Below are 14753 nucleotides of genomic sequence, written 5' to 3' on the forward strand. Positions count from 1 at the left end.
AGTCTTTCTATTGATTGCAACATGCCTACTGACTCACGTACCATAGGGCGCTTACCTATCTTCTACCTTGCCTATTTAGCCCTTGGCATTATCTGGGGGACTAACTTTCTCTACATGAAATGGGCAGCTCAGCTTATCACCCCTTCACAGATTGTTTTTCTGAGAGTACTTTTTGGCTTTTTCCCAGTGCTAATCTATGCCATCTTGCAGCAGCAAATTCGGCGATCACACTTGAAGTCAGCTCATCATTTTTTGGTGATGTCCCTACTAGCAACAACCCTTTACTTTTACTGTTTTGCTCAGGGGACAGCATTACTTAACTCTGGAATCGCTGGCGCACTGAGTGGTCTAATCCCCATTTTTTCGGCCATGACAGCAACACTATTTCTGAGAGAAGAAAAACTGTCTCGACTAAAAATGCTAGGCATTCTGGTCGGTTTTGCTGGCGTACTCATCATTGCCAGACCTTGGAGTACAGAAGATTCTATCATCAATATTTACGGTGTGCTTTTCATGATGCTGGGCTCGTTGAGTGTCGGCATCTCATTTATTTATGCGAAGAAATTTTTGACCGGAAAGCAGATATCGCCTGCAGCACTCACGTCATATCAGATGTTATTTGCCTTGTTGAGCATGACACTGATAACAGACTTAGAGGGAGTGGCTCAAATACAGAGTGATGAAAAAGCGCTGATTGGTCTAGTTTTTGGGCTTGGTATTTTAGGAACTGGTGCAGCTTACATATTGTACTACATAATTGTAAACAATCTGGGGGCTATCACAGCATCTTCTGTTACCTACATTCCACCTATCGTAGCTTTATTCATTGGTTTCTTCATTGCTGGAGAAATTATTGTGCTTGCCGACTGGCTTGGCATGGCGATTATCCTGATTGGCGTTTACATTCTAAGATTAGGCACGAAATAAGTAGGTTGATAGATATCTCACTTTTCAAATGGGCCATAACACTACGCAGGAGCAGACAGATGACAAAATCTGTAAGTTGATATAAAGCATGAGCCGCCGCTCAGCTTCACATTAGCCCGCAAGAATACCCATATGAGAACCAAGAGATACCTCGTCACCCAAGACCATACGAGTGAGTACCCTGAGCCTATTACCTTCACGAAAGGTGCCCCTCTTACTGTCGGTGAGCGGTATGAGGGTTCGGAAGGCTGGAAGGACTGGTTTTTCTGCAGTACACCAGGGCAAGAAAGTGGCTGGGTTCCAGCTCAGATCATTGAAATCATTAACGGTAATACTGCCCGTGCTCGTGAAAACTACACGGCAAGAGAGCTGAGTGTACAAAAAGGAGATCTGCTTCTCGGTTCGAGAGCACTGAACGGCTGGGTCTGGTGCGAGAATCCTGCCAGTTCGGAGTCCGGATGGGTTCCACTTTCAAACCTTCAGGAAGTAAATCAGTGACTTCTGTCCTGCCGTATTGGGCTAACAATCACTTCAACCGGACCGGCTTTGTCGCTGACGCTCTAAAGCTGGCCGGTTAGGCGGGGCGTTATACTTTGCTGTGCTTTTGGGTACTCCAAAATGAATTGGGGGAAGAAAATTTCATGAATTATAAATGCTGATTTTCTAATGATGACAGCAGAGCAATTCAGCCACTTGAAGACGACTTCCGGTGATGATGATGGGTTCTTCTTTTAGGTAAGCTCTTGTCTCAAGCCTCGGTACAGCGGATGATAGGTACTACTTTGTCGCGCGCACCAGCCCCGAAAATATGATTGAGGTCGGGGAGCGCGCCGAATCCTCCCCCGCGATCGCACTAAACCTCAGCATCACCATGTCGACTCAAGATCACGCTGCCCCCGACCCCAAGACAACTCCAGAAGCCGGAAAATCCCCAGAAAAAAAAGAAAAAAAACGCCAACTCCTCGGTATCGAGCCCGTAGAAAAACAGCATGAATTAACACTGCCCGATAAAACCCTGGAATACACCACCCATGCAGGCTCGATTCCCCTCAAGGATGAATTTGGCGAAACCGAAGCCGAGATTTTCTTCACGGCCTACACCCTCACCAAAGCGAGTGTCCCTCGACCGCTGATTTTTGTCTTTAATGGCGGTCCGGGCTCTTCATCGGTGTGGCTGCACCTGGGTGCCATCGGCCCCCAGCACGTGGTGATGACACCCGATGGCTTTCAGCCGCCCCCACCCTATCGCCTGCAAGCCAATGCCTCCACCTGGCTCGATCGGGCCGATTTGGTCTTTATTGATCCGGTAGGCACGGGCTTTAGCCGAGCCATCGACAAAGACAAGGATAAAAAATTCTGGAGCTTTCAAGGCGATATTCACTCTGTTGGCGAATTTATTCGCTTGTATTTAACGCGCTATCAACGCTGGACGTCACCGCTCTATTTAGCTGGAGAAAGCTATGGCACCACCCGTGCCGCAGGCCTCGCCAGTCATTTGATCGATCTTGGCATTAGCTTCAATGGTATTGTCCTAATCTCTAATGCGATGGATCTGCGGCCAGTCTTTTTCGGACGCAGTGACGATTTGCCCTTCTCTCTATTTGTCCCCACCTACACAGCCGCTGCTTGGTATCACAAAAAACTCGCCCCCGAACTCCAACAGCGATCGCTAACGGATATCTTAGCGGAAGTCGAAACCTGGTCAGAGCGCGAGCTCACCCTCGCCCTAATGCAGGGTGATCGCTTGTCAGAGAGCGAGCGGCAAACCATTGCTACCACCCTCGCCCACTATATTGGTGTGGATGTGGACTTTGTGCTGGGCTCGAATTTACGGATCGATATTTCCCGATTTTGTAAGGAATTACTCCGCACTGAAAAACGCAGTATCGGTCGCTTTGACGTGCGCTACACAGGTATTGAAGCCCTCGCGGTTACCGAGCGCCCCGACTTCGATCCGGCTGTTTACGCCATCCAACCACCGTTTACGACCACATTTAATGACTACGTGCGTCGCAACCTCGGCATCGAAACCGATCTCAACTATGAGGTCATCAGTTGGGCTGTCAATAAAGCCTGGCAATGGGAAAATGGAGAACTACCCACCACGGCGGCGGCCCTGCGGGAAGCGATCGCAAAAAATCCCTTTATGAAAGTCTTTGTTGCCCAGGGCTATTACGATTTAGCCACACCCCATTTGGCAACGGACTATACCCTGGCTCATATGAACCTTGACCCAACGCTCCGGGATAATATTCAAGTCAAATGCTATGAAGCTGGTCACATGTTTTACCTCGATGAAAGTTGTTTGGCAGCTTTCAAAGCCGATGTCGATCGCTTCTTGGCCGCAAGCTGGGTGCAGTCAGAAGGGAGCCTCTAAAGATAACATCTCCCTCCTGAGATCGGTGTTCTCCTTAAACGCAACAAAGCCGCCTATACGAGATACCAAACATCGCCTGCACAAGTCTAAAAGTCGCGATCGCACCGCTTGTGGGTGTCGACCCCAGAGGTCATCATCGCTTCTACTGCGAAATACCCGGCAACAGCGATGCGGGTCGGCTTAATTGGCACATCTGTTGAACCCTCAACCAATGCTCATGTAAACTCGCTATTCTGTTCCCGTTACCCGAGGAGCATATTCTATGGTGTTAGTGCCTTAGCAAGAGACAATCAAAGCATCTGGCCTTAAACCAGCCAAGAATATAAATCATTGCCCATAACTAAAATCGCAAGCCAGAGGCTTAAATGGGCTATCTTTCTCCTTTGCATCCAGGGGACCTCTTATAGTTATTGTTTTAATTCCAAAAATGTCAGTTGACACTATCGGTTGACACTGTCAACAGTTCCCCTATTTATAGGCTAGACAAGCCGTCGACTTTTGGTACATCATTTGAGTCCATGTTGTGTAACTTTACCAATATCTCGACAGTAGGCCATCATCCCCGCTATACTAAGAGCTGTTCTCTCTACCCTTTTCAGGAGCTGAACCTTTATGTCTGAGTCGGTAACCCTTGTCGCTACATCTCTAAATCCGTAGGGAATGCACCCTTGAAACTGCTGGGATAATCCCTGACAGCATTTCTTTGCACCATTCCTCTACGGTTATGGCCTATGGGCAGATGCCCTGTAGGTCTCAGACTCAGTTGACCTAGAGGATTTTTTCCTATCATGACTTTAGCTAATTTAGGCTGGAGCGATACCTTCGCTTGCAGCTTTGCACCCTACGTGGAACAAGGGTATCGCGTAGGACGTGTTGCTGTGGTTCATCGCAGTCAGTACCATCTCTATACTGAACAAGGTGATACAACAGCAACTCTAACTGGCAGATTTAGACACCAGATTCAAAGCTCATCAGACTTTCCAGCTGTGGGCGATTGGGTTGTACTTCACCCCCAGAGTCCAACAGATCCAGCGTTAATCGAGGCTGTACTACCTCGTAAAAGCCAATTTCTTCGTCAAGCAGCCGGTAACCGTACCGATGTCCAGGTTGTTGCCGCTAACGTAGACACTCTTTTGCTGGTCAGTGGTCTAGACTTGGACTTTAACCTGCGTCGCATTGAGCGCTATTTGGTGATGGCTTGGGAGAGTGGGGCTAGTCCAGTCATTGTGCTAAATAAGGCCGATATTTGTGAGGACCTGGACCACAAGCGTCGGCTTGTGGAAGACATCGCGTTTGGCGTGCCAATTATTACCCTGAGCGCGTTACAACACAATAATCTGGAGGCATTAAAGCCTTACCTTAAAGTAGGGCAGACCCTGGCTCTCCTGGGTTCGTCTGGTGTGGGCAAATCTACCCTGACAAATCAGCTGATGGGGAGTAACCTACAGGCGACTCAAGCAATACGTGCAGACGATAGTAAGGGACGCCATACCACCACCTCTCGGACTATGCTGCGCCTGCCCACCGGAGCTCTCTTAATTGATACTCCGGGTATGCGTGAGTTACAGCTATGGCTGGCTGAGGATAGTCTGGATAATCGTGTGGATGAAACCTTTGCTGATGTCGAAGCCCTGGCTCAGCAATGTCGGTTCCGCGATTGTCAACATCAGTCAGAGCCGGGGTGTGCCATCCAAGCAGCGTTAGCCTCAGGAGATTTATCTAAGAAACGCCTGAGAAGCTATCACAAGCTGCTAAAAGAACAGGCCCATTTACACCGGCGACAACACCAACAAGCTCAGCAAAACAGCAAAGCTCGTTGGAAATCGCGCACTCAAACCATACGACAATTTAAAAAGAGTCAGGGCGATAGGTAATAGAACGTGCCCACGGCTTTCATGCCCACGGCTTGCGTGACAACTGCTTTGTGTAACTAAATATTGCCAATTTCCAGGCCATCACTACTGCCATTCCTATACATTGACAATCCAATTGACACCCCATAGGAGTGGCAGTTAACACTTGATATAAAAAAGTTTCAGAGCTTTGCCAACAATCCCTAAGCTCCCTAACATACACATTTCATGATTTGGATAAATAGGTAATCATCTCTATTGATGAATTCCTATTTTAGAATTATTCTGATTTAAATATGAATCTAATTCAATAGTTAGCTAAAGCTAAGATAATTCCTGGCAAAGATATTGAGCGATTGACTGTACTTTTAGACGATCTGTGCCCTTAGCCAGAATCATCAGGTACATCATTTTTTCGTCAACTTGTTCTAGAAGAGTCTTTTCAGGCTGTTATCAACAGTCTGCTTTAGCTTGTCTAATGATACAAACTAAGGACACTACCACTATGAAACCCCCAAGTTTCTGGGCTAAACTTCTCAAAAAAACTCGGCCAATTTTGATCTTTACAGTCACCATGGCATTGATGGCTAGCGTGTCCACGTTAGCCATCGCTCAGGTTCCCTTACAAACCCGTGATAATGGTGCCCCTGTTGGCGATAATCAAAACTCTCAAACCGCTGGTTCAGGGGGGCCTGTTCTCTTACAAGATGTGCATTTAATTGAGAAACTAGCTCGGTTTAATCGGGAGCGTATTCCTGAGCGTGTTGTCCATGCACGCGGCACAGGTGTGCATGGTGAGTTTGTGAGTACGGCTGACCTGTCGAGCATTACGATGGCAGCACCCTTCCAAGGCAGAGGCAAGAAAACACCAGTCTTTGTCCGTTTTTCAAGCGTGATCAATTCTAAAGGGTCACCAGAAACGCTGCGTGACCCACGGGGATTTGCGACTAAGTTTTACACGGACCAAGGCAACTGGGATTTGGTGGGCAATAATCTCCCTGTCTTTTTTATTCGGGATGCGATTAAGTTTCCCGACATGGTGCATTCTCTCAAACCGTCACCCATTACAAATCGACAAGATCCTAACCGCTTCTTTGATTTCTTCAGCCATGTGCCAGAGAGTACACACATGCTGTCTCAGGTTTACTCTGATAAGGGCACCCCGAGAAGCTATCGCGAGATGGATGGTAATGGGGTTCATGCCTATAAGCTTGTGAATCGCAATGGTGATTATCAGTACGTTAAGTTTCACTGGAAGAGCTTACAGGGTGAACATAATTTAACTGCTGAGGAAGCAAAAGCTATGCAGGCAGATGACTTCAATCATTACACAGCTGATCTGTATGCCCAGGTAGGACATGGCAATGCACCCAAGTGGGATCTTTATATTCAAACCTTAAGCCCAAATGACTTGGACAAGTTTGACTTTAACCCTTTGGATGCTACCAAAATCTGGCCAACAGACTTAGTGCCTGAACGCAAAGTGGGTACCATGACACTAAATCGAATGCCAACTAACTTTTTCCAAGAGACCGAGCAATCTGCATTTGCACCCAGCAATATCATCCCTGGTATTGAACCCTCAGAAGACCGTTTGCTACAGGGACGTTTATTCTCCTATGCCGATACTCACCGTCATCGTTTAGGGGCTAACCACATGATGCTACCCATTAACCGTCCACAGGTGGATGTTATTAACGGTAATCAGGAAGGCCCTGGCAATATTGGTCGTTCTAGTTCTGATGTTAATTACGAGCCTAACCGTCAACAGACCTTTGGGGCTAACGAAGATTATCGTTTCTCTCAGTTACCCATTGCTGGTGTAACGCAGAATGTACCCATCGAGAAAACATTGAACTTTGCCCAGGCAGGTGATTTCTATCGGGGACTCAATGCAACTGAGCAAGCGCATTTGGTTTCTAACTTAGCCGGAGACTTGGGAGATGTTAAAGATGCTGCCCTACGCACCAAGATGACGGCGTTCTTTTATAAAGCAGATGCGGACTATGGGACTAAATTAGCTAAGGCAGTGGCTGTTGACCTTAATGCAGTTAAGCAGCGTGCTTCGACGTTGTCTGAGTAGGTGTTGCTAGCTGACTAAAGCGATGCCTGTTTGCGGTTTCCCTTGCGAAGGCAGCCGTGTATGCACATCTCGGACTTGTGTGTACACCATAGCTTGCAAAGGGAAACCGTTTTTAAATCTCTTCAATCTACGGAGGTGACCAAAAACCGTTGCGGCTAATTCTTAAATATACAGATGTTGTATGCAACGTCTTTTCAATTTGCCTTACTTTCAACTTGAGGAAACATGCAAACTCACATTCTTTTGATCGGCATACAACCAGAACTGGAAAAAGTTTTAGACGCGATTCTATGTCAGCAAGGATATCGTATCAGCTTCCTGGCTCACCGGATGGCAACAATGGAGACAGTCTGGCAGTTACGCCCAGATCTTTTGATTATGGGTTGGCCGACTGCTAATAGACTTGATTTGGAACCCTGTCGCTATTTGGCATCGTCGATGAAGAAAACACCGATTATGCTGATAGGTAATGGTAACAGCCAAGACCAAATCGATAGTTTGAATATTTGTGCCAATGACTATCTGTCTGTTCCACTGGACATGGACGATTTCTTGGCCCGAGTGCGCGCCCGAATTCGACGGGTAGAGTGGGAGAGAAAGACGGCGATCTTTGCCTTCGAAAATTTAATGCTGGATACTCAATCCTATGAAGTTTACTACAACAAACAGCTGATTCCGCTAACTTTAAAGGAGTTTGAGCTGTTGAAATACTTTATGGAACATCCTAAACAGGTGCTGACCCATCAGCAGATTATGAATAGCGTTTGGCCTGATTTTCTGCCAGGAGAAAGTATGAATATTTTGCATGTTTATATTCGGTATCTTCGCCAAAAACTAAAATCAGCAGGCAAGTTTATCTGCACGATACGTAATGTGGGTTACATTCTCAGCACTCGTGGGGCGTAGTGATCAGTAGGTCTTGGCAAGACTTATCCGGTGGGGTGACTTTTAAGGCGATAGCCCATGCCCCGTACTGTTTCAATGTAATCGCTGCCAAACTTTTTGCGCAGATGTCGAATGTACACTTCAATAATGTTAGAGCCTGGATCATAGTCATACCTCCAGACACGATTGAGTCCATCGCCTGAATTTAAGCTGAAAAAAAATTCAGGTTGGGTTGCCAGTCCCTATTATCAATTTTCGAATGAAAGGGGGCAGACGTTGTGATCTGCCCCCTTGTTTGCTTCACTTTTTACTGAGGCACAACCGGCACAAGCACCGTCACGTATACGCCATTTACCTGGAACTGGTAATGGGTTGCTCACGAATCATGGATTCTGCGATCGCAACCAATTCTGCGGTATCGATTGCAGAATCTAAGGCACCAACACCATAAATTTGCCCATCTTGCCGCCAAAGAATATTGTGGGTTTTGAAAAACCCTTGGCCCCAGGTCAGATGATAACCATCCAGCTCAGAGGTGATGGCTATGGGTGACACCGTATCTGCCGGTGGGGGCCAAGACTCTGTTTCAGTTAGCACCCCGATGGACCCCAACGCACAAGCAGATGCCCGACAATTAGGGTCAGCCGATACATTGACTCGGAAGCCATTATCATCAGATTCAAAATAAGGGTAGAGATCAATTGAAGAATTAGGGAAATAGGCGGGTAAGCGTAAACTTGTCCCTGAAGGAAGTTGTTGACGAATAGTCGAAAGTACGGGGGTGAAAATGTCAGCGGGTGCGGCCACTGCCTTGTCAGCAAGCCCTAAGGCACCGCCAAGTATAATAGTAAAACCTACCAGCAATGATACGTTTCGTGAGATTGTCATACCGTTGACTCCAAAGGTGACTTTGATGTTTTTACGGTAGGTTGATTTCTCCTAACCTGCGAAGTCACACTCGTCATGCATCACCATGACATCTGTCATCCCTTTGGGAATTTTGCCGGAATTCAACCCGTCATAAGGCACAATCAAATCAGAATCAGTCGTTCAGGGCAAGATTGGTTCTGTAAACACAGCTAAAGAGCACAGAGATATGTCGCATACAGCCGTTCCCATCTCACCAAAAGTGCGAAAAATTATGCGCTGGGTGGAGTGGGTCATTCTCATCCAATGCGTCATAGACAATGTGATGGGCGCTCAGATTGACCCACGGTTTGGGCAACCTTGGCAGCTGGCCCTGTTTGTTGGCATGGTTGCCGCCTTGAGTCTGCGGTTTCCTAACCAAGCTTCTCTACAGCAGCGTCGTCTTTATGTCGCCCTAGAGATGACTCTACTGATTATTGCGCAGTTTTCTCGGATTTCATTTTCAAGTTTGTTTGAGTTATTCATTATTAAAGCCTGTTTGTTGTTGCCGATGAGTGATGCAATCATTGCTACAGTTGCAACCACAAGCATACGGATCATGCAATTTACTTGGGGTTTACCCACCGCCATTGAAGAAGTCCAATTGCGCGGTCTGGACTTTTATTTGAACCCCCAAAGGATTTTGATTAACACTCTAACAACAGCCATCACAGTTGCTGTATTCGTCGTGACGATGGGTTTCTTGTTTGCATCAGAGCAACGGAACCGATATCGAGCGCAAATCTTAACCCAAGAGGTTGAGTCATTGGCAACTCAATTGGAACGCTCCCGTATTGCTCGGGATATCCATGACTCTTTAGGACATTCCCTCACCACATTGGATGTGCAGTTAGCCCTTGCCCAACGATACAGCCAAGCGACTAACAACAGTACTAAGTTGCAACAAACATTGGAAACTGCCCAACAGCTTACAGTTCAGTGTTTGACGGAGGTGCGTCAGTCGTTACAGACAATGCGCGAGTCTAACTTTGAGCTCAATACGGCCCTCCACACATTGGCGGAGCAGCTACGTTCGTCCTTTACCATCAACCTAGACATTAAACTACCCCCGCTACCTCAGCAGCTCAGCTACCAGCTTTATCTAATGGCTAAGGAGGGGTTAATCAACGTCCAAAAGCACGCCTATGCGACTCAGACTCATCTTTCGATGCTGACAGCGGATCATCAGCTTGTCGTCACCCTGCATGATAATGGGTGTGGTTTTGACATCGGCACTCAATCCTCAGGATATGGGTTACAGGGAATTAAGGAGCGATCGCAACTTTTAGGCGGACAACTTATCATAAATAGTGGTCACCAGCAGGGGACTACATTGCTCATTACTATTCCGCTGACGACAGCAGCCTGATTTAAACCATGATTAATCTCTTGTTGGTGGATGACCAAACAAACTATCGACAAGGTTTAGCTGAATTGTTGTCCCTAGAATCAGATCTGACAGTGGTCGGACAGGCAGAAAATGGAAAAGTGGCCATTAGTCTCACTCAGCAATACCAGCCCGATGTCATTTTGATGGATGTGCGGATGCCCCTATGTAATGGTGTCGAGGCAACACGCATCATTAACCAACGTTATCCCTGGATTCGTATTTTAGTGTTGTCCACTTTCGACGAAGACGAGTATATTTGGCAATCCTTGCAGTATGGTGCTTTAGGCTATCTACTGAAAAGTACTCCCGCTAACCAGCTGGCGGATGCTGTGCGTGTTTTGGCCCAAGGGTACAGTCAGTTGGGGCCAACCATTGCCCCTAAAGTATTTGCCCAGCTGAATCCCAGCATCACTCTACGGCCAGAGCAAAGTAATGAACATCAATTTAAACACTCATTGAGCGAGCGTGAACAGGAAATTGCTAAACTTCTAGGAGAGGGTAAAACGAATAAGGACATAGCCCAAACCCTTCATTTGAGCCATGGCACCGTACGTAATCATATTAGTCGAATGTTAAGCCAGTTAGAATTTCGCGATCGCACTCAGATCGCACTCTGGGCACAAAAACACTTGCGAATAAATGATGGAGCCAAGACCTTACCTCAAGAAAATTAAAGAAGAGACTGAGCATTTCAAAGTGACTAGAGACTTCCTAAACCGATATCCTGTCATGCTTAAACATTTGCTAGATGAGCCAAATTCTTAACTGCTTTAAACAAATGGTAAGAATTTTCTGGCTCTATTCTCTTGTGAAATTTTATGACCTTTAAAGCATCTTGAGCACGAAACGTAGAGGGGCAATTAAGATAAACACTTAACCTGCTGTACAACATAGTGATGCTATAGGGGGATACGATGGGTCGCAGATTGACAGAGAAAAATCCTAAGGTTCGAGCAACAGCTGCTATGTGGACTTTATCCATGGGCATGTTGGGTGTATGTATTCCCCTAGTCGCTATTACCAACAGTGGGATTATCTTACCGTTACTGGTAATTCTCAGCACAGGAGGAGCGACAGCTGCAGTGTGGCTTAGCCCTGGCAGACGTCGACCAGAAGACATCCAGTTAACACAAACTGTAAAAGCATTAGAAGAACGAATTATCAACTTAGAAACAATTTGCACAGGTCTTGAACCTGTTGATGAGCCTCGTAGTCTATCTGAGATAAAATAGTGCTCTTAATTCCTCATGACACCATTCCAATCGATACTCTTCTGGAAACGGTCCGCCCTTATAGTCCACTTTGCTAACAGCTTTTACTCCTGGCAATAAAAGCACCTGTCGAACAAGCTCTGTAATCATCTGGCGGCCAATGTGACGCCCTAAGCATTCATGCAGGCCTTGACCAAAGTGAAATGTGTTAGTTTCGGGACGGGTGGGGTCAAACACCTGGGGCTGTGGGAATGCCGTCTCATCAAACATAGCGGAATGGGTAATAGCGATGACAGTTGTACCGGGTTTAATTGTGCAAGCATAGTCGGTGCCGGTTGCCAACTGTGTTTCCTGTTCACAAACTCGGAAAAAGTATGGCAAAGATGGATTAAACCTCAATGCCTCCAGCACATAACCGTCAAACTCGCTGGGGTCATCTTTTTGGGCAGCAGCTATGGCCTGTTTAAGGATCTCAGGACGTTCAAAAAGCTCGACCAGGGCATTGATAGCAGCATGGGATGTCGTCTCCACAGTCCCAATTAACAATCCGCCCAGGTTTCGAATGACTCTGGCAGGGTCAAACTTTTCCAAAGCACCTGACATCGACAACTTCAGTAATCGTGTTGCTGGATCATTGTTATCCTTGCCAACTTTTAGCTCTGCCCCTCTACGTTGAATCAGTTTGATCAAATAGACCCCTAAGTTCTGACCAGCCGCCTCACGATTAGCCACAATCTGAGTAGGATCCTTGACCACTACAGAATCAAAAGCTTGATTATGGAACGCATCGTATTGGCTCCAGTATGACCACTCAAATAAATCGTTAGGATCACTTTTATCAAAGCCAAATTGCTCCTGTACAAACGCAATGGATACGGCTCGACACAGTCCACCCACGACATCAATCGTACCTTGAGCATTGTGCAGCAGTGATGAGGCTTTAGCCGCAACATATTGACGAGTAGAGGCAAGCTGCTCAAGATCCAGCACAGAGCGCATAATCGCTTTTTCTCGCCAATGGATCGCTGTATCATCCTGCGACATCCAGAAATCACTTTGTTTCGGCTTATAGAGTGCCACGCTAAAGACATCGTATTGACGTAACACAGATGTGCAATCACTAAAGCGGGTAACAATTGTTAGTTCTGGTAGCTCCAGAACAGGACAAGACTCTCGCAGTTCTTCATATAGGGAAAGCGATTCAGTATCCATCCATGCGCGCACCTGCCGCCATCGTTGTTCCAATGGTAGTTGCTCAATCTTTTTAAGATAGCCATTTTTTGGGCAGAATTTCTGCAAGTATCTTTTCATCATTTGTTGCCATGGGTTGAACGTAATACTGCGCCAGCAGCCTATGCCAGCAGCCTATGCCAGCAGCCTATGGAGGATAGTTTTTCTGTGATGACGGTATGGGCATCAAAGGGATTTAAGATATTCAATCAATGCTGTCTTGTCATGGGGAGAAAGTTCAGTCCCAAACAAGTGCCCGCCATTACTTTTGCCTTCCTCTCGGGTGTCGTAGAGGAAGGAGCCTGCTGCCCTTAACCCAACATGATCTGGATCAAACTCATTCCCTCCAGTTTGAAACGTTGTGGGGCGTTGCTCAGGTACAGACAGCACATCCCAAAGTGTAGGTACTGAACCATTGTGAAAATAAGGAGAGGAGGCAAAGATGCCTGCCAACGGAGAGGCCCAGTAAACGGCTCCGCTCTTTTCCGATGAATTATTGTCTAAGTTGCTGTACTGTTCTTTTGCGATCGCAAACTTATTAGGCCTACCCTTCGAATCATGGTTTTGATAGTTTGTCGCTATCCTGTAACCAAATTCTTTCCAGAGTTTGAATTTACGGAATCGCAACATTTTTTTAGATAAATCCAGCAGACCGTCTGCACGCTCTTTTCCATGCTCATTAAATATTTGGTAGGCAACAGGATCCGTGCCTACATCGAATGCTAAGCGCTGATTAAACCGTATGCCTAGCCGATTTGGCGGTTCACTGGTTCTGGTATGGCATTGGGCACAGTTCTGCTCGAATAGAGGTTTACCCTGCGCAATCAATGTTTGATCGAACTGCCCTAAAACTGATTCAGGCCACTTTGGAGTGCGTAGTCTCTCAAGAGAGTTTTGTATTTTCTCAATATTATCGAAGTCAATGGATTCTAGAATTACTTTCTTTTTAAACGCCTCGATCATCTTTGGTGGACGAATCGGCGATGTGGAAACAGACTGAATCCAGTTTCTGGCGCTCGGATGGTGAATTTCAGCAAACCACTGTGCCCATGTGTCTTGATGAGCAAACCATAGGGGCGGATAATTGGTACTGCCTTCCAGTTGAATCCTTAAGGGAGTTTTACCGCTAGATTTTATAATCCCTTTCCGAACCATCCAGCCGATAATGCCAACATTGTTGTAGTAACCTCGGGTAAGGGCATTCAGATTGCCAGGGCCAAACTCTGCCGCTGGAATTTGCAACTGATCCATCACCTCGGTAGCAACTCCATAGGGACCAATAAATTCACTAATTTCATCTTTTAGCTGGTCTAGTTCCACCTGGGTTGGAGTGTTTCCTAGAACATCTGTCGCAAACGCTTTGATCTGAGCATCATCATCTAACAGAGTGTAGAAAGCCCCATACAAATCTTCTAAGAACTGGGGAATATCCACTAACCCTGGCCCACCATAAACTGGCAGTATCCATGGTGAATTAGACCTAGAACCATCATTTGGACGATAGGTCAATTGTCGAGCATGGCAGGCAGCACAGGTGATACCTACGTAAGGTCGATCACCAAACTGTACGGGTCGTTGATCGATGGCAAACCCGATGGGCAATCCATATGGGTTAAGCTCTGATTCCTTCGACGGAATAAAACCATACCCTGGGCCGAGTTTGTCGATAAATTTTGTATCCGGCGCTTTTGGATCAGGAAGATTGAGAAAGAATTCAAGGGGAGCAAGATTTGTCCCCTCCGAAGCATGATTGAAAAATTGAACTTCCTGCTGTGACCAACCCTGGTTTAAGTCTGCAACCTTGGGTTTTATATTTGCTGACGCCTCTCCATAGAAAGAGAATAGGAAAAGGATCAAAGCCAAAAGACAATGTAATACTTTAGTTAACATC

The 14753-nt window shown here is 46.5% G+C and carries 12 protein-coding genes and 1 pseudogene; 9 read left to right on the forward strand and 4 right to left on the reverse strand.

The features are described from left to right. Positions 1-21 precede the first annotated feature (21 nt). From DXZ20_RS21195 to DXZ20_RS21220, 6 genes are all read left to right on the forward strand, one after another. Positions 22-927, forward strand: a complete 906-nt coding sequence (locus DXZ20_RS21195; RefSeq protein WP_163700465.1) for a DMT family transporter — start codon at positions 22-24, stop codon at positions 925-927. Positions 928-1059: 132 nt separating this feature from the next. After that, on the forward strand, positions 1060-1425 hold the full coding sequence (locus DXZ20_RS21200; protein WP_163700468.1) for an SH3 domain-containing protein: 366 nt from the start codon (positions 1060-1062) through the stop codon (positions 1423-1425). A 310-nt stretch (positions 1426-1735) separates the two neighbouring features. After that, positions 1736-3304, forward strand: coding sequence for a S10 family peptidase (locus DXZ20_RS21205; protein ID WP_163700470.1), 1569 nt, complete (start codon positions 1736-1738; stop codon positions 3302-3304). 788 nt (positions 3305-4092) lie between these two features. Next, positions 4093-5178 (forward strand): ribosome small subunit-dependent GTPase A, encoded by a 1086-nt coding sequence (rsgA, locus tag DXZ20_RS21210; protein ID WP_163700473.1) that lies wholly within the window; start codon positions 4093-4095, stop codon positions 5176-5178. A 553-nt stretch (positions 5179-5731) separates the two neighbouring features. Then, a complete protein-coding gene (locus tag DXZ20_RS21215; protein ID WP_163703571.1) occupies positions 5732-7240 on the forward strand; it encodes a catalase in 1509 nt (502 codons plus the stop codon). A gap of 225 nt (positions 7241-7465) precedes the next feature. Continuing rightward, positions 7466-8146, forward strand: a complete 681-nt coding sequence (locus tag DXZ20_RS21220; RefSeq protein WP_163700477.1) for a winged helix-turn-helix transcriptional regulator — start codon at positions 7466-7468, stop codon at positions 8144-8146. Positions 8147-8169: 23 nt separating this feature from the next. Here DXZ20_RS21220 and DXZ20_RS21225 read toward each other — a convergent pair. Next, positions 8170-8316 (reverse strand): annotated as a pseudogene (locus tag DXZ20_RS21225) (winged helix-turn-helix domain-containing protein); the annotation flags it as partial. 160 nt (positions 8317-8476) lie between these two features. Further along, positions 8477-9013, reverse strand: coding sequence for a hypothetical protein (locus tag DXZ20_RS21230; protein WP_163700480.1), 537 nt, complete (start codon positions 9011-9013; stop codon positions 8477-8479). A 208-nt stretch (positions 9014-9221) separates the two neighbouring features. Between DXZ20_RS21230 and DXZ20_RS21235 the strand changes: the two genes are divergently transcribed. The 3 genes from DXZ20_RS21235 (at position 9222) to DXZ20_RS21245 (ending at position 11653) form a co-directional block, all read left to right on the forward strand. Continuing rightward, a complete protein-coding gene (locus DXZ20_RS21235; protein ID WP_163671465.1) occupies positions 9222-10400 on the forward strand; it encodes a sensor histidine kinase in 1179 nt (392 codons plus the stop codon). Between the two features lie 8 nt (positions 10401-10408). Next, entirely contained in the window at positions 10409-11095 is a 687-nt protein-coding gene (locus tag DXZ20_RS21240; protein WP_163700483.1) for a response regulator transcription factor, read from the forward strand. A gap of 240 nt (positions 11096-11335) precedes the next feature. After that, positions 11336-11653, forward strand: coding sequence for a hypothetical protein (locus DXZ20_RS21245; protein ID WP_163671463.1), 318 nt, complete (start codon positions 11336-11338; stop codon positions 11651-11653). Here the strand turns inward: DXZ20_RS21245 and DXZ20_RS21250 are convergent. Both DXZ20_RS21250 and DXZ20_RS21255 read right to left on the reverse strand, forming a co-directional pair. Further along, entirely contained in the window at positions 11636-12946 is a 1311-nt protein-coding gene (locus DXZ20_RS21250; RefSeq protein ID WP_163700486.1) for a cytochrome P450, read from the reverse strand. The genes DXZ20_RS21245 and DXZ20_RS21250 overlap by 18 nt on opposite strands. A 102-nt stretch (positions 12947-13048) precedes the next feature. Continuing rightward, entirely contained in the window at positions 13049-14725 is a 1677-nt protein-coding gene (locus tag DXZ20_RS21255; protein ID WP_163700489.1) for a di-heme-cytochrome C peroxidase, read from the reverse strand. Between the last annotated feature and the right edge of the window lie 28 nt (positions 14726-14753).

Source organism: Adonisia turfae CCMR0081, assembly GCF_011009555.1.
Classification (GTDB): domain Bacteria; phylum Cyanobacteriota; class Cyanobacteriia; order Phormidesmidales; family Phormidesmidaceae; genus Leptothoe; species Leptothoe turfae.